At 60.4% G+C, this 16,716-nt stretch carries 13 protein-coding genes; 10 read left to right on the top strand and 3 right to left on the bottom strand.

Features of this window, described 5'->3' with window-relative positions; all coding sequences use genetic code 11:
• Nucleotides 1-9: 9 nt before the first annotated feature.
• Nucleotides 10-1,953: a glycosyl transferase gene (locus FP026_RS02580; protein ID WP_149633056.1), complete on the bottom strand. Its 1,944-nt coding sequence runs from the start codon at nucleotides 1,951-1,953 to the stop codon at nucleotides 10-12.
• 333 nt (nucleotides 1,954-2,286) lie between these two features.
• Here FP026_RS02580 and FP026_RS02585 point away from each other — a divergent pair, with 333 nt between their 5' ends.
• Both FP026_RS02585 and FP026_RS02590 read left to right on the top strand, forming a co-directional pair.
• On the top strand, nucleotides 2,287-3,198 hold the full coding sequence (locus FP026_RS02585; protein WP_149633057.1) for a flagellin: 912 nt from the start codon (nucleotides 2,287-2,289) through the stop codon (nucleotides 3,196-3,198).
• 255 nt (nucleotides 3,199-3,453) lie between these two features.
• Nucleotides 3,454-4,365 carry a flagellin gene (locus tag FP026_RS02590; protein ID WP_149633058.1) on the top strand — a complete coding sequence of 304 codons (912 nt, stop codon included), beginning with the start codon at nucleotides 3,454-3,456 and terminating at the stop codon, nucleotides 4,363-4,365.
• A 110-nt stretch (nucleotides 4,366-4,475) separates the two neighbouring features.
• Here the strand turns inward: FP026_RS02590 and FP026_RS02595 are convergent, their stop codons facing one another.
• A complete protein-coding gene (locus FP026_RS02595) occupies nucleotides 4,476-5,738 on the bottom strand; it encodes a tetratricopeptide repeat protein (RefSeq protein ID WP_149633059.1) in 1,263 nt (420 codons plus the stop codon).
• Nucleotides 5,732-7,219, bottom strand: a complete 1,488-nt coding sequence (locus FP026_RS02600; protein ID WP_149633060.1) for a pyridoxal phosphate-dependent decarboxylase family protein — start codon at nucleotides 7,217-7,219, stop codon at nucleotides 5,732-5,734. Before FP026_RS02600 ends, FP026_RS02595 begins: the two co-directional genes overlap by 7 nt.
• A gap of 355 nt (nucleotides 7,220-7,574) precedes the next feature.
• Between FP026_RS02600 and FP026_RS02605 the strand changes: the two genes are divergently transcribed.
• The 8 genes from FP026_RS02605 (at nucleotide 7,575) to rem (ending at nucleotide 16,442) form a co-directional block, all read left to right on the top strand.
• On the top strand, nucleotides 7,575-8,492 hold the full coding sequence (locus FP026_RS02605) for a flagellin (protein ID WP_149633146.1): 918 nt from the start codon (nucleotides 7,575-7,577) through the stop codon (nucleotides 8,490-8,492).
• Nucleotides 8,493-8,749: 257 nt separating this feature from the next.
• A complete protein-coding gene (locus tag FP026_RS02610; protein WP_149633061.1) occupies nucleotides 8,750-9,727 on the top strand; it encodes a flagellin in 978 nt (325 codons plus the stop codon).
• A gap of 268 nt (nucleotides 9,728-9,995) precedes the next feature.
• Nucleotides 9,996-10,628, top strand: coding sequence for a hypothetical protein (locus tag FP026_RS02615; protein WP_149633062.1), 633 nt, complete (start codon nucleotides 9,996-9,998; stop codon nucleotides 10,626-10,628).
• Nucleotides 10,625-12,055: a MotB family protein gene (locus tag FP026_RS02620; RefSeq protein WP_149633063.1), complete on the top strand. Its 1,431-nt coding sequence runs from the start codon at nucleotides 10,625-10,627 to the stop codon at nucleotides 12,053-12,055. Before FP026_RS02615 ends, FP026_RS02620 begins: the two co-directional genes overlap by 4 nt.
• A gap of 3 nt (nucleotides 12,056-12,058) precedes the next feature.
• Nucleotides 12,059-13,363, top strand: a complete 1,305-nt coding sequence (gene motC / locus FP026_RS02625) for a chemotaxis protein MotC (RefSeq protein ID WP_149633064.1) — start codon at nucleotides 12,059-12,061, stop codon at nucleotides 13,361-13,363.
• Between the two features lie 2 nt (nucleotides 13,364-13,365).
• Nucleotides 13,366-14,955, top strand: a complete 1,590-nt coding sequence (locus FP026_RS02630) for a flagellar hook-length control protein FliK (protein WP_149633065.1) — start codon at nucleotides 13,366-13,368, stop codon at nucleotides 14,953-14,955.
• The gene (locus FP026_RS02635; protein ID WP_432444084.1) at nucleotides 14,897-15,490 is read left to right on the top strand and encodes a transglycosylase SLT domain-containing protein; all 594 of its coding nucleotides are present in this window, start codon (nucleotides 14,897-14,899) and stop codon (nucleotides 15,488-15,490) included. The genes FP026_RS02630 and FP026_RS02635 overlap by 59 nt, the downstream gene beginning before the upstream one ends.
• A gap of 280 nt (nucleotides 15,491-15,770) precedes the next feature.
• The gene (rem, locus tag FP026_RS02640; protein WP_149633066.1) at nucleotides 15,771-16,442 is read left to right on the top strand and encodes a transcriptional activator Rem; all 672 of its coding nucleotides are present in this window, start codon (nucleotides 15,771-15,773) and stop codon (nucleotides 16,440-16,442) included.
• The last annotated feature ends 274 nt before the right edge of the window (nucleotides 16,443-16,716 follow it).

Below are 16,716 nucleotides of genomic sequence, written 5' to 3' on the forward strand. Positions count from 1 at the left end.
CGCGGAGCCTTATTCGGCCGCGATTGCCGCCGCGTTTTGATCTGTATCCGCGAACGGCTCGGTGCGCGCCGGCAATGCCGATATGTCCATATGGTCGGGCGCGAGACCCTGCCTGGCCCGTTCCACCATCGTCTCGAAGGCCGTCTCCAGATGGCGTGTGAAGCGCTCGGCGTCGAAGAGCGGTTTGATGTAGCGGTTGGCAGCCAGCGTCTCCTTGAACTGCGCAATGCGTTCCGGCTGGCTGGCGAGCTGCACCGCCATATCTTCGTAGGCTTGAATGTCCTCGGCGACCAGCTCCGGCACACCGATGGCGTTCAGCAGGCTTTCGCTGACGCGCGAGGCAAAATTGGTGCCCTTCATGGTGAGGACCGGCAAACCGCCCCATAGCTGCTCGGAGGTGGTCGTATGGCCGTTGACGGGGAAAGTATCCAGGCCGAGATCGGCAAGCTGCTGGCGATCGATGTGATCCTCGTAGCGAATGCGGGTGGTGAAGACGACCCGCTTGCGGTTGATGCCACGCGCTTCCAGACGTGCCCAAAGATTGGCCTCTGCGCGGGGGCCGTTACAGAGCAGCCAAAGCACGCTGTTCTTGCTGCGCTTGAGGATATTGCACCACACGTCGACCATTTGCGAGGTGATCTTGCGATTGCCGTTGAAGGAGGCGAAGACGAAGGCGTCTTCAGGCAGCTTGTGCTGTGCGCGGGTCGTCGGCCGCGGCTTCGGGCGGTTGAGCGGATCGTTCGGCTGGTAGCATTCGGGCAGGCGGCAGAACTTCTCGTGGAAATGCGGCTTCGAATGATCCGGAAGCACATAATGATCGCCGATGATGTAGTCGAGGTCGATGTTGACGACAGAGCCCGGAAAGCCGAGCCAGGAAACATGGATCGGAGCTGCCATATGGTTGAGGATAAGCGCGCGGCTTCCTTTGGTGTGCCCCTTGAGATCGACAAGAATGTCGATATTCCGGGCTCGGATCTCCTCTGCCACCCCCTGGTCGGACAGACCGCGAACGTCGACCATCGTTCCCCACTTCTGCTGGTCGAACCCTTGTTCCTTCTGGGAAGCGAGATCGGAATGGTCGAAGAGGGTGATCTCGAACCGATCCCTGGCATGCAGCTCCAGGGTCCGCTGCATCAGCTTCATCGTCGCGTGGCCAGGCCAGAAATCGGACGAGAGATAGCCGATGCGGATCTTGTTGCTCCACGCGTGCGGCAATTTGCGACGAGCCTCGGCATGGCCGGCGGGCAGGGGTTTTGTGTCGTGGACCGCATGCTTGTTGATTGCTTCATCGCCACACCAATGCAGGTGGAAGAAAGGATTGTCCGGGATCACGTAGTCGAGATTGCCTTTTGCGAGTGCCGCTGTGATCGGCGCCATGTGCTTGTCGACAACAGCGAGATCGGATATTTCGCGAGCGAAGATCAGATGGAGAATGCGAGTGATGCTGCTGTCGGGATGTTTCTTGAACAGCGTCGCAACGAGGTGCCGGTTGCTTTCGTCATAGAGATCGTCGGTGAGGAGTTTCCCTGCCATGAGCTGATGCTTGAGCTCCGGCCCCTCGACCAGTACCGTCTTGAAGCCGCTCAGGAGTTCTTTCTGCTCTCGGCTCAGGAAAATGCGGGCGAGAATGAAGGCAAGATCCGGATCCTTGAACGCCATCGGGAGGATCAGGCTTCCTACGGCAAGCGCTTGCTCGTCATTGCCGCAATCGTTGTGCAGCAACAGAGCTTCCCGAAGATAGTCGTCGCGCTGCGGCTTTTGCCGGCCCGCCAACTCATAGGCGCTCGCCGCATCCGATCTGAACCCGAGCTTGAGCAGTGTTTTTGCCAGCAGCGCATAGGTTTTGGGCGATCTGTCGACATTAAGCAACTCGTTCAGCGTTTCGAGCGCGCGCGTATATTGCCCCTTCTGATAGAAGCTGGATGCAGTCGCAAAGGCGTTTTTCGTATTCAAGAGCGAGAACTCCGAGCAATATGCCGACCGACTCTCGCCTGAGGGCGAGGGGCCGACATCATGGATTCGCCGGATCATTGCGCACGTAGCTTGCCTGAAACCGAAGCAACTCCAACAAGGCCTTTACGCATTGTTAGCCACGTTCAGGACAGGCGGTTCCCGATGGGCCTGCGTTTAAGAAATTGGCAAGCAATGGGTGCGACCTTCCTCGCAACATGACGGGTTTGGTCCTCCAGGAAAATGGATCGAGGGGCATGAAGCTGCTCCGTCATCGCCGGTATTCTCAGTCCGGTATGTCCTCCTTTCGTATCCAGTTTCCAGGGGACACACTCAATGACCAGCATTATCACCAACAATTCCGCAATGGCCGCTCTCCAGACGTTGAAGAACATCAGCGGCAACCTGCAGGACACGCAGAGCGCCGTTTCTTCGGGCCTGCGCATCTCCAAGGCTTCCGACAACGCCGCTTACTGGTCGATCGCCACCAGCATGAAGTCCGACAACAGCGCCATCGGCGCCGTTTCCGACGCTCTCGGCCTCGGCGCAGCAAAGGTTGACACCGCTTCGACGGCCGTCACCAGCGCCATCGACATCGTCGGCCAGATCAAGAGCAAGCTTGCCACCGCCATGGAAGGTTCGGTTGACAAGAAGGCTGTTCAGGAAGAAATCGGCCAGCTGCAGCAGCAGCTGCAGAGCGTTGCCCAGTCGGCTTCGTTCAACGGCGAAAACTGGGTCATGGCTCAGAGCGGTGGCTCGGCTTCGGTCGTCTCGTCCTTCATCCGCGGCACCAACGGCACCGTTTCGGTCAGCACGACCTCCTACGCCTTTGACGCCGGCGCAACCGGCAACGTTCTGTTCGGCTCGAGCGGCGGCACGATCGACACGACTTCGGGCATCCTGGGTACGTCGGATGGTTCGGTTGGCGCTTCGGTCTTCAGCCTCGACATCTCCAGCATGACGAGCGGCCAGATCTCCAGCGCCCTGAACATGGTTCAGACCGCTCTGAACTCCATGACCAGCCTCGGCTCGAAGCTGGGCTCCGTTTCCAGCCGTATCGATCTGCAGACGACTTTCGCTTCCTCGCTCTCCGATTCGATCCAGTCGGGCGTCGGCAAGCTGGTTGACGCCAACATGGAACAGGAATCGAGCAAGCTGTCCGCTCTGCAGACGCAGCAGCAGCTGGCTATCCAGTCCCTGTCGATCGCCAACTCTTCGAACCAGTCGATCCTGTCCCTCTTCCGTTAATAGGAAGAACCAACGCAACGCGTTGGTCGAAAATCCTAAACAAGAAGTTAACCGCACCTGTCTAAGGTGCGGTTTTTTTTATATTTTCTGGCTCAAGTCAGTTCAGCTTTTCTTAACTATATTGCTGTTTCTTAGGACCATCGAAGCGGCGAGTTAACCTTAACGATTTTGGTTAACAGGCATGATGCTGAATGCCGTTACCGGTTTTAGGTCCGGAATGTCCCTTATTCAACCACTGCCAAAGGGGCAAATATCATGACGAGCATTCTTACCAATAACGCCGCAATGGCCGCTCTCCAGACGCTGCGCACCATCGGCTCCGACCTGCAGCAGACGCAGAGCGCCGTTTCTTCCGGCCTGCGCATCTCCAAGGCTTCCGACAACGCCGCTTACTGGTCGATCGCCACCAGCATGAAGTCCGACAACAGCGCCATCGGCGCCGTTTCCGACGCTCTCGGCCTCGGCGCAGCAAAGGTCGACACTGCAACCACCGCCGTCACCAGCGCCATCGACATCGTCAGCCAGATCAAGAGCAAGCTTGCCACCGCCATGGAAGGTTCGGTTGACAAGAAGTCCATCCAGGAAGAAATCGGCCAGCTGCAGCAGCAGCTGCAGAGCGTCGCCCTGTCGGCTTCGTTCAACGGCGAAAACTGGGTCATGGCTCAGAACGGCGACTCCGCTTCGGTCGTCTCGTCCTTCATCCGCGGCACCAACGGCACCGTTTCGATCAGCACGACCGCTTACGCCTTCGACACCGGCGCAACGGGCAACGTTCTGTTCGGCTCGAGCGGCGGCACGATCGATACGACCTCGGGCATCCTGGGTACGTCGGATGGTTCGGTTGGCGCTTCGGTCTTCAGCCTCGACATCTCCAGCATGACCGGCGGCCAGATCTCCAGCGCCCTGAACATGGTTCAGACCGCTCTGAACTCCATGACCAGCCTCGGCTCGAAGCTGGGCTCCGTTTCCAGCCGTATCGATCTGCAGACGACTTTCGCTTCCTCGCTCTCCGACTCGATCGAATCGGGCGTCGGCAAGCTGGTTGACGCCAACATGGAACAGGAATCGAGCAAGCTGTCCGCTCTGCAGACGCAACAGCAGCTGGCCGTCCAGTCCCTGTCGATCGCCAACTCTTCGAGCCAGTCGATCCTGTCCCTCTTCCGTTAATAGGAAGAACCAACGCAACGCGTTGGTCGATGGCAAGAGACAAACCTTCGCCGCGCCTTCTCCGGAAGGCGCGGTTTTCGTTTTGGCCCGGCGCATCGCCGCCGAACGGCTCAGGACGCCTTTCCCAGGGCTGCGGCAGCCCTTTGCCTGACGGCATCGACAAAGCCATCGAACAGTTTCCGCATAGCCGCCTGCTTGTAGGGATAGACGATCGGATCATCCATGTCGTGGACCACCATTGCGACATCGAGCTCGAACACCAGCAGGCGTCCGTCGGGAAGTTCGGCGCAATCGATGCCGAAATAATCGAGCTGGATATGGCGGCAAAGGGCAGCGAAGCTTTCCTTGTGGCGCAGGGCGAAATCCTGATCGAAATTTTCCATCCATGCCTGTTCGACGGCGCGTTTTGCCGCGCTCTGCTCCATGCCGGCACTCAGATAATGCACGATCCAATGGTCTGAGAGCGCCATATGGCTCGCGAACGCCTTGCCGTTGATGAACACGATGCGCTGCTTGTTGTAGTAGCCGTCGGAACCGCGAAAATCGATGAAGGGCGCGACGTAGAGTTCCGGAACAGGCTGGGCCTTCAGGAAGGCGGCAAGCTCGGCGGAGTCGGTGATGCGTTCCATGCCGTTGCCGGCATGCGTGCTGATCGGGCGCACGACGAGCGGGTAGGCAAGGCCCGGAGCGCAATCGTCCAGTTGCTTCGCGTGCGTGGCGACGACCATAAGATCGGCGTGCGATACGCGGCAGGTAGAGGGCGAAAGGATGGAGGGCTCATTCGCCAGCATGCCGCTGACGCCGTCGCGCGTCAGCCTTGCGATCAGTCCCGGATTGCGGTTCATCACCGGACCGTCGAATTTGGCGAGCAGCGTCTGCATATGGGCGAGAAGAGGGGCGTTTTCGGTCGATTCCCCGACCGCCATGAAGGCGACGTCGTGCTCCGGCAGATCGGCGAGGACGGATGTCTCAAGGTCGACATAGCGCAGCCACAGCACGCAGTCGCTGCCGGCCAGCAGAAAATCGAGCGGCGTGTTGGCCATGAAATCGCCTTCGGTCACGAAAGCGAGTAGTCGCGGACCAGTCCCATTGCCATGGACTACGCAATAGTCGCGGCGCATCTGCACGGCGCTCTTCAGGATCTGGCGGGCTTCGTCGCCACGGCCGAGGGTTTGCAGGATGATCGCCATGTCCAACAGCGCGGCGGCGGCGGTTGGATCCGCCGTCACGCGTTGCAAGAGTTCGTTCCAGAGCGGGGTCACGTCATGGCCGGCATAGACGAGAGAGACTATTTTCCGCATGCCTAGAATTCGGGCGCCGGCCTGCATGTTCAGTGGGGCCGGATCGGCGATGGGGGCTTTGGTCATCAGCATTGCGGAAGATCCTGTTGGGAGCCGATTATCAAAACGCTCCGAACGAGCGCGTCGATATCCGTCTGTCGGGTACGGTGATTGACGATCGCCGCGCGAATTGCCGGCTGACCGTTCAGATGGGTCAGGGACGGAGCGACGCGGCCTTCGGCGTGGAGACGCTCGACGATGTGGGAATTGACCGATGCCGGCACGGTTCCATCGGCACCGACGTAAGCGAAGCAGACGATGTTGAGGGCGACGGGTGCGAGCAGCTTCAGGGTAGGCTCCTGCTCGATCCGCCGTGCAAGCTCGCGTGCCAGCGCACAATTGTCGTCCATTGCCTGCCCCAATGCTTTGACGCCATAGGTTTTCAGGGTGAACCAGGTCTTCAGCGCCCTGAAGCCGCGGGAAAGATCCGGACCGTAGTCGCAGGGCCACCAGTCCCCGCCGGCAAGTCCGGTCGCTGCGCGGCTGAGATAGGCGGCATCCGAAGCAAAGGCTTGCCGCTGCCACTCGCTGTCCCGCACCAAGAGGAAGCCGGCATCATAGGGTACCTGACCCCACTTGTGGAAATCGAAGGCGAGCGAATCGCAGGCTTCGACCCCCGCAAACAAAGGCGCGAGCTCCTCGCTGAGAACGCCAAGAGCGCCGAGCGCGCCGTCGACGTGAAAATGAAGATCGTGGGCGTCGGCGATGCCGCGCAGGGCGGCGAGGTCATCGACGGCGCCGGTGTTGACCGTTCCTGCGCTGCCGATGAGGAGGAACGGCGTGAAGCCTTCCTGTTCGTCGCGCAGGATCGCCTGCTCCAGCGCATCGAGATCGATCCGGCCGAGGGCGTCGACAGGAATGCGCCGCAGCTGATCGCTGCCGATGCCGGACATTTCGAAGGCGCGCGGAACGCAGCCATGCACCTCGCTCGACGCATAGGCAACCAGCCGGGATTCGTCGGACAAGCCGGTTGCGCGCACGTCACGGCCGAGCTTGCGGCATCTGGCGATCTGTACCGCAACGAAATTGGCCTGCGATGCGCCGGTCAGGAATATGCCGCCGGCCGTTTCAGGAAAGGAGAAGATCCGGCGCGTCCAGCGGATGATCTGGCGCTCGACCTCGATCGGCATGTGGTCGCGTCCGCCGAGATTGGCGTTCAGCCCGCCGGCCAGCATCTCGGCCAGCATGCCGGCGACGGTGCCGCCGCCCTGGACCCAGCCCATGAAGCCGGGATGGATGTTGCCACTGCCGTAGGGCAGGACGTTTTCCCGGAAGATCGCATGGACTTCAGCCAGATCGCAGGCCTCCACGGGCAACGGCGCATCGAACAAGGCGCGGGCGGAGGCGGGGGCATGTTGCCAAACCGGCTTCGGGCCGAGCGTCTGGAGATGATCGAACATGTCGTCAAGCATCTGATGACCCTGTTTGCGCAAGGCCTGCCAGTCGTCCGGGTCGAGGCTTGTTCGCGCGCGGCGATCATCCGCCGCTTGTCCGGCGTCCTGCAAACTGAACATCTCAACCTCGTCTATGGCCGCCCCTCTTCACAAGGGCATATCGACGCTGCCGTCGGAATGCCCCTTGTGAAGGGGACCGGCCGCTTTCCGTCCAACATCGGACGGATCGCCTCTATGCTACGACGTCCAAGGTGGCGCGAGGCTGACTTGCGAACCTGCCAGTCATCAGCCGCATGAATTCGTTAACTTTTGTCGGCGGCGTTAACTTTTTATTAACTCTAATGCTGTCAGTTGCAGCTAACGCAACGGTTGGTTAATCCCTCTTAAGAGGCGGTTAACAAGCATGAGGCTGATTGCCGTTCCCGGCCGCAGACCGGATGTCCCTTCCAAATTCAGCCACAAGGGGCACCATTCGATGACCAGCATTCTCACCAACGACGCGGCAATGTCCGCCCTTCAAACCCTGCGCGGCATCAACACGAACCTGCAGGACACGCAGAGCCGCGTATCCTCCGGCTATCGCGTCGCCAAGGCAGCCGACAATGCCGCCTACTGGTCGATCGCGACCACCATGCGCTCCGACAACAGCGCGCTTTCCGCCGTGTCGGATGCACTGGGCCTGGGTGCCGCCAAGGTCGACACGGCCTATACGGCGATGGATAATTCCATCACCGTCGTGCAGCAGATCAAGGACAAGCTCGTCGCAGCAACCGAAAACAGCGTTTCGAAGGCTGATGTCCAAGAGGAAATCACCCAGCTTCAGCAGCAGTTGGAGAGTATCGCACAGTCCGCTTCCTTCTCCGGGCAGAACTGGATGTACGCGGTCAACGGCGCATCGGCCTCTGTCGTCTCCTCCTTCGTTCGCAACAACAATGGCACCGTTTCCGTCAACAGCACCAGCTACAGTTTCGATACCGGTTCGCAGGGAAATGTGCTGTTCGGCGCAAGCGGCGGCACGATCGATACCAGCTCCGGTATTCTTGGCACTCAGCAGAATATCAACGGCACATCCTATTCGGTCTTCAGCCTCGATATCACCAACATGACGGGCGGCGACATCGGCAAGGCCATGAATCTCATTCAGGGCGCCCTCAACGCCATGACGACCACGGCCTCGCAACTCGGTTCGCTTTCAACGCGCATCGATCTGCAGACGAGCTTCGTTTCCACGCTGCGCGACACGATCGATTCCGGCGTCGGCAAGCTCGTCGATGCGGATATGGAAGAAGAATCGAGCAGGTTGTCGGCCCTACAGACGCAGCAGCAATTGGCCATCCAGTCGCTTCAGATCGCCAACACCAGCGCGCAGAACGTTCTCTCCCTCTTCAAGTGAGCCTTGACTGGAGCTTGCGTTAGGATGGCGCGGCGGCATTTCCCTCTTGTCGCTGCACATCAGCTTTTGTTAACGTTGTCGCTGATTGATTTGCAATCTTTGTGCAGGGTCCGGCCTTCGATCGCCTTCAGAACGAGAGTCGGGCTTTGCTTTAGCGACGGGCCGCGCTGGGATATTCCCCGCTGGTGGGCATGAGGCCAATCGTTGCTACCGGATCGGCCCGGTTTGTCAGTCCCAATGAAATTACGGATTCTCAGATGAGCAATGTGACGGCGAATCATGCTGCGTCGGCGGCGCTGACCGTGTTACGCGGAATCAACAAGGATCTCGGTGTCGTGCAGCAGCAGGTCTCGTCCGGTTATCGCATCGAGACGGCGAGCGACGATCCGACCTACTGGTCGATGGCGACCACCATGCGCTCGGACCGGAGCAGCCTCTCCACGATCACGGATGCGCTCGGCCTCGGCTCCTCCAAGGTCGACACCGCGTCCACCGCCATGGATACGGTCGTCAGCCTTCTGACGCAGATCCAGTCGAAGCTGGTTTCGGCAAAAGAGGCGGGCACAAATAAGGATGCGATCAATTCCGATATTCAGCAGCTTAAGAATCAGCTGCAATCCGTTACCCAATCGGCATCCTTCTCCGGCGAAAACTGGCTCTACAATACTGACCAGCACCCCAGCACGCAGCAATCCGTGATCAGCAATTTCACGCGCGGCGCTGGCGGCCAGATTAGCCTCACGACGATCGGCTATGACAGTTCCCAGACCCTGATGATCGATACCGCCGATGCAAGCCGGGGATTGCTGACGAAGAATGTCGATGCGAGCACGTTCGATACCTCCGGCGGCAGCACCACGGCCCGCAACTACTATCTCCTGGCTGCCGACGCCGGCACGGCCCCGGCGGGCGGAACGGAGATTGGGATATCGAGCAGCACGACGGATGATGAGCTGACCGATATGATCAATGTCACCAACTCGCTTCTGAAGTCCGCGACTTCGGCGGATTCGACACTGGGTCTGATGAAATCGAATATCGACGACCAGTCGGACTATATTTCCAAGCTCAGCGACGCCATCAAGAGCAGCGTCGGCGATCTCGTCGACACGCATATGGAAGAGGCGTCGGTGCGGCAGAATGCGCTGCAGACGGCCCAGCAGATGGGTATCCAGGCGTTGTCGATCGCCAACAGCATGGCGAGCAAGGTGCTGATTCTCCTTCAGTCGAAATGATGGGTGCGGCGGCCCGGTTCGATCGGCCCTCGACCGGCCCTCGACCGGCAAGGCCGCCGCATTCATCCTCGCACAAGTTTGACTGCCTACGGTCCTTCGCAGTGGCATGGTTGCGCAATGTGCCGGTGACGTCAGTCATTTCCGGAAAGCGCAGCCCGAGGACGGAAACCGGAAGCGTGATGATCGACGTTTTGAGAATGGGAATGGAGCTGCCCTCCGCTGGCACCGACGCGCTGCGTCTTTCCGATGCGAGTGGGGAGATGCGCGCTTGAGCCTGGCACTATCCCGATACCTCAAGGATTTCAGCGCCGAGCAGGCCCTGCCGCCGCCTGCGGAGGACGCGGCGTTCGCGGAGATGATTGAGTTTCCCGAAAGCCCGATCGAGCCGCCCGTCGATATCGAGGCCGAGCGCAGGGCCGCCTATGCGGAAGGACATGAGGCCGCGACGCAGGAACTGTTGCAGAAGCATCAGGCCGAGCTCGATGCCATGGCCGGTTCGTTTCAGGCCGAAATGGAGGTCTTGCGGACGCGCTACGAAGAGCAGGCGGCCGAGAAGATCGCGGCTGGCGTGACCGGCATGGCTACCATGCTCGGGCAGGCGATCAGCGCGGAAACCGCGGCGATCCTTGCGCCGATCATGACCGAAACGCTGACAGCCAAGGCCGTTGCCGATCTTGCCGACCTAGTCAGGAGTGCCATTCTCGACGGTAGCGCCGGATCGATCTCCGTCAGCGGACCGCATCATCTCTTCGAGGCTCTTCACGCGTATCTCGGTGATGACGGCGCCCTGTTGCGCCATGTCGAGACGCAGGACGTCGATCTCACCGTCACCATCGGCGAGAGCGTTCTCGCGACCCGAATGTCAGCCTGGGCCGCTAGTCTGAAAGAGATCCTGAAATGAGCGACGGCGATCAAAATCACGGCAAGCACGAGATCATTATCGTCAAGCGCCACGGCGGCGGCGATCATGACGCCGGCCACGGTGGCGCATGGAAGATCGCCTATGCAGACTTCATGACGGCCATGATGGCCTTCTTCCTGGTGATGTGGCTGGTCAACGCCGCCAACGAGGAGACGAAGGCCTCCGTCGCCTCCTATTTCAATCCCATCAAGCTGGCGGACGAAAAGCCGACCGAGAAGGGGCTCAAGAAGCCCGTCGACCAGGCTCAGGGTGAAAAGAACCAGCAGAAATCGGATAAGCCGCAGGACAAGCCGAACGATGGCAAGTCCGCCAAGACCGGTGAGGATCTGACATCGACGTCGGGCGACCAGACGAACTATTCCGAAGCCGATTTCTTCGAGAATCCCTATTCGGTCCTGGCGGAAATCGCACAGGAAGTCGGCCAGCAGGCCAATGTCAGCGCCAAGGGCGAGGGCGGTGCCGCCCAGTCCGGCCCTGCCACCGGCGCGGATGGCGGCCAGGCCTATCGCGATCCCTTCGATCCTGATTTCTGGACCAAGCAGGTTCGGGTTTCCAGCGCCTCGAAGAAGGCGAATGAGGAACAGTCCGCGAAGTCGGATCAAACGGACAAGGGCGAAGTGATCGCCCTGTCGAAGGCGACGGCTGCGGACACCGGCCAACCCGCCGATCAGCCGCAGACGCCTGAACAGCAGCCGACGGTAAGCGAGCCGCAGGCAACCGGCAAACAGCAGGAAAAGCAGACGCAAGCCCAGCAAATTGCGAAGTCCTCCGCACAAAGCGACGCGCCGATGCCTGAAGACAATGCCGCCCTGCCTCAGCGTAAGGATGTGACGCCGACGAAGGTACAGCAGCAGGAAGCCAAGGATCTGCAGCAGGCGATCCAGGCCGAGATCAATGGTGTTGCCGGCCAGCTCGCCGAGGGGCTGCAGGTCACCGCGGCCGAAGGCGGCGTGCTGGTCACGATTTCCGATCAGAGCAATGATCCGATGTTCAACATCGGCTCGGCCGTTCCGCGGCGGGAGATGGTGCTGGCGATGGAGAAGATCGGCAAGATCCTGGCTGCGCGCAAGGGATCGCTTCTGATCCGAGGCCACACGGACGGGCGTCCCTATATGGTCGGCGGCCGCAACGACAACTGGCGCCTGTCGCTCGATCGCGCCCAGAGCGCCTACTATATGCTGACCAGTGGTGGGCTGGACGAGAAGCGGGTCGTGCAGGTCTCCGGCTTTGCGGACCGACGGCTGAAGCTGCCCAACGATCCATTCAACGATGCCAATCGCCGTATCGAGATCCTGATTGCCAATCCTTCGGACCAGGCTGTGAAGGAAGGGGCGAGCCCGGATGCGCAAAGCCCCGCCAAGCCCGCTTCGGGGAAGGGCAAGTCAGGTCAAGGCAAGCAGGGCTAGTCCATGGCGCGCAAACAGCATCGTCATCACCTCGCGCTCACCCTCACCCTCGGCATGTTGATGCCGGGGATCGCGAGCGCCGAGGGGCAGGACAACCTGCCGCTCTACAAGATGATGCGCTCGCTTGAATTCGTCCAGGATTCAGTCGCGGCGGGCGACAGCTCCGCCGGAGAGATGCAGCGCTTCCTGCTTGCCACCATGGACGAACGCCTGCGCAATGCCGATAAATCCGTGTTCGAGGACAGCCGCAACGTCGATGCGGCGCTGATCTATGCCATGAGCGGCGGCAACCCCGAAACGCTTGAATATCTGATGTCGCGCGATCTCAACGGCAATTTCGACAATCGCGTCGCGGACGTGCTTAGAAAATATCTGAACGGCAAGGGGCTGCTGGTCGTCAATACGCTTGCCGATATCGCCAGGGAATATCGCGACAGGCCGATCGGTTCCTATCTCTCGCTCGTTGCCGGTAACGTGATGTCCGGCAAGAACGGCAAGGCGGCCCTGCAGCTTTACGATTGGGCGCGTTTGATGGCGCCCGGCACGATTGTCGAGGAATCGGCGCTGCGTCGCTCTCTGGCTTTATGCGCCGATGCCGGGATGGTGCCGGCCGGGCTCGATTATGCGCGGCGCTATACGAGGCGCTTTCTACATTCGCCCTATGCCAGCCAGTTTGCCGATCTTTTCGTGCAGCTTGTGGTGGATCACGATTCCGACATCAAGCAGCAGGATATTGTTGACATCCTGTCCTTCATGGACCCTCCCAGGCAAAGGGAGATCTATCTGCGCATGGCGCGCCGGGCGGCGATTGCCGGCAAGGCTGATCTCGCCGCGCTGGCGGCCAGCCGCGCCCAGGCGATCTCCACCACCGACGGCGACGCTTTCGGCGCGCTGGCCAACTTCTATGGCGGCGTGGCGGGCATATCCACGCCGGAGCTGAAGTCGGCGATCAACGATCTCAATCAGATGCCGGCGGGCGAGCTGAATGCGCGCGATCGTGCCCTGCGCGACGCCGCAAAGGCGGTCGCGCAGGAGATATTACGCGCCCCCGATCCAGCAAGCCTCGGGCAAGCCAATGTTTCTAACCTGCCCAATCAACAGAATACTGAACACGATGCTGCTGTGACGAATCAATCGGGAGGCCAATCTCCCGGCACGGCGGGTGTTGAGCAGGGAGCCTCGGCGAACGCGGCTCCCGCCCCGGAGGGAGGGCGGCAGGAGGCCGGCTCTTCGTTCAACGCATTCGTCACGACGAGCCGCTCGAAGCTGGATGCCATCGACGGCCTGTTGAAGCAGGAAAGTCATTGATCATGAACGACATCGGTGTATCCAGCGCCTCACCCGGGGCGGATATTCTTGCTACCGCCAAGGGCCCCCGCTCCGCGAAGCAGGGCGACGGTAAAGGTTTTATCGATGCGCTGAGCAGCTCGTTCGGCAACGGGCGCAAATCCTCCGGTCCGAATGCTGGGACGGATGCGGCGGCGAACGCAAACACCACAGCCGATGACGATGCGGATGCCGTAAAGACAGCAAGCAATTCCGCGTCGACAACCTTAGCCATCGATGTGGGCGCCAACGCCGGAGTTGGAATGATCGATACCTCCGGAGCCAATCTCGCCAACCTCGCTGGCCCGACCAAGGGGGCAAAGCCGTCCCAGGGCGCCGGCGCAGCCGCGCTTTCGAAATCGCTGATCGAACTGCAGAACGCGGTATCGGCGACGGAGGACGACACGGTTCCGGCAGAAGGCGATGAGACCGCGGCAGTCACGGGTTCGCCAACGCCCGCCGTCGTCACGAGCAATGTATCGGCACAACCGGCCACGCTCGATCAGCTTGCCGAGCTCGCGCAGCAATTGGCCGATCTCACGACGGCCTACGGTCAAGCCACGCCAGTAAAGGGCGATGGCAAAGCACCCGCCGTGAAAGGCGGGAAGGACGCGCAGTCGACGGATGATGGTAAGTCTACGCCGACGCAAGCAAGCCAAGCTGCCAATACGATTTCGGATGCCTTGTCGCTGCTGAACGTTCCGCAGCCCGTCGTCGCCGCACAAGCCGCCACGGCGCAGCCGAGCAAGACGGCCGACGATGCGAAGGTTCAGGGGATGTCGCTCGGCAACGCGGCTGTTACGGATGATGCATCGGATGCGGCAGTGACGCTGCCGGATGACGGCCAGGGGTCGGATGCTGCGCAGACCTTCCGCCTGACGCGGTCGGACGGTCGCGGCGGCGCGCTCGACCTCTCGATCAGCAAGAGCGGAGATGAGGCGGCAGACGTCAAGGTCGCGGCTTCCACGGGCGGCGATACCCCGACGATCACGGTCCTGGATTCCCGCCGCTATCTGGGGCTTGCCACCAATTCCAATTCGTCGCTCGTCGCAGGGGCATTGGCGGGCGATCGCGAGTGGTCGGCTGCGATGCAGCCGGGTTCGGCGCTTTCCAATACCGCAAATCAGTCGAGCGTGGGCAAGGTCGTCAACACGCTCAAGATCCAGCTGCGTCCCGACAATCTCGGCGACGTCACAGCCACCATGCGGCTTTCCGGAGGTCAGCTGAGCGTCGACCTGAAAGTGCAGACGGGCGAGGCCTACAGGCAGCTCCATGCCGATCAGAGCCACATGGTCGATGCGCTGCGCGCCCAAGGCTACCAGGTGGACAATATTACCGTCACCCTGGCCTCCAATGCGGATCAGCAGTCGGACAGCGGCCGCAATTCCGGGTCGAACCAGCAACAGTCCCTGTTGAACCAGGGGCAAGGGGGCGACGCGCGTCCCAGGGGCCAGAACTATTCGGGACAGCAGTCAGATGGAAACAATGGCAATCGCAGTTCGGGTGAGGGCGGTGTTGAAGACGGCGCTGCTGGTGGCGTTCAGCGCTCTCGTTCTGGCGCCGTTTACCTCTGAAGCCTATGCGTCGGGAAATCCGGCGCCACCGGATAATGGTGCGGCCGGCCTCTGCGAGCGCGAAATCCAGTCTGCTGCCGCGAAGTACGGAATACCGGAAGGGATCCTCTATTCGGTCGGCTTGACGGAGACGGGGCGCAAGGGATCGCTCTATCCCTACGCCCTCAATGTCGAGGGACGGCCGATCTTCCCGCCGTCGGAGGGCGCTGCCTTGCAGGTCTTCGCCGCGGCAAGGCAGAGCGGCGCAAAGCTTATCGACGTCGGCTGCATGCAGATCAACCAGTATTTTCACGGCGAAAACTTTACCTCCGTCGACGCAATGTTCGATCCGCGCAGCAACGTCGAGTATGCCGCGAAGTTTCTCCGCAATCTGCATGACAGGCATGAAACCTGGACGATGGCGGTAGCGAGATACCATGCCGGCCCGAACAACGACCCCGCCCAAAAGGTCTATGTATGCCGTGTGATCGCCAATCTGGTCGCCACTGGCTACGGCAAATGGACGCCCAATGCGGCAACCTTCTGTCAGAACTAGACAACCTATAGGTTGCATCGCGCTTCTGGTTAGCCAGCACTAACCCAACAAGGGTGGTTGACTGCCGTCGATTTGCCCAAAATGCGCTTGTTGATAATACGCTAACTAACAAGTTTTTTATCGGTGTAGAATGCAATGCACCTACTACATCTAGTGCAAATCGCACCTCGAAAGTTAATCAATTATTAATTTACGTCACTCATTTCCGACAGTTGTTCGTGATTCGCCCGATTCGTACCCATAGGTCATCGAAACACCACACTGATTCGGAGGCGGACGAATGATCGTAGTGGTTGATGAGCGAGAGCTCGTTAAGGACGGATATACATCACTGTTTGGGCGCGAGGGCATCCCTTCCACAGGGTTTGATCCACGCGAGTTCGGCGAATGGGTAACGACGGCGGCAGAGGGCGATATTGCTGCTGTTGAGGCCTTTCTGATTGGGCAGGGCCAGCATGTGCTCGAACTTCCCAGGGCGATTCGTGATCGGACGACGGCACCTGTGATCGCGGTCAGCGACCAGCCCTCGCTGGAGGCCACCCTTGCACTCTTCGATTGCGGCGTCGACGATGTCGTTCGCAAGCCGGTGCATCCCCGGGAGATCCTAGCCAGGGCCGCGGCGATCCGCCGTAGGCTGAAGGCGATCAACAACTATACCGATATCGGCCCGATTCGCGTCTTCGCAGACGGCCGTGATCCGGAAATCAACGGTTCCGTGTTCGCCCTGCCGCGCCGCGAGCGCCGCATCCTCGAATACCTGATCGCCAATCGCGGTCGCCGGGTGACGAAGACGCAGATCTTCAACGCCATCTACGGCATCTTCGACGAAGAGGTCGAAGAAAACGTGGTTGAAAGCCATATTTCCAAGCTGCGCAAGAAGCTGCGCAAGAAGCTCGGTTTCGATCCTGTCGATTCCAAGCGCTTCCTCGGCTACTGCATCGACTGGAGCTGACGTCTCCGATCGGCATCCAGGATGCTAAATTCATGAATAGGCCCGAGAATCACCCGATTCTCGGGCCTATCCTTTTGCACCGCGCCGGATCGTCATCACCGCGATAGGTACGTGATCCCTTACGATTTTCGCCGGCGTTGGCCGGCGATAAAGCCGCAATGCGGCGCTTGCGGATATGCTTTTCGCGATGATCGGCTTTTCGTCCTCTCAGACAGCTTCACGCAAGGCCCGCCACCTACTCTCAGTCGTATGAAGGATAACGAGGATTCCAGAT

The sequence above is a fragment of the Martinezella tropici genome (assembly GCF_008370325.1).
Classification (GTDB): Bacteria; Pseudomonadota; Alphaproteobacteria; order Rhizobiales; family Rhizobiaceae; genus Rhizobium; species Rhizobium tropici_B.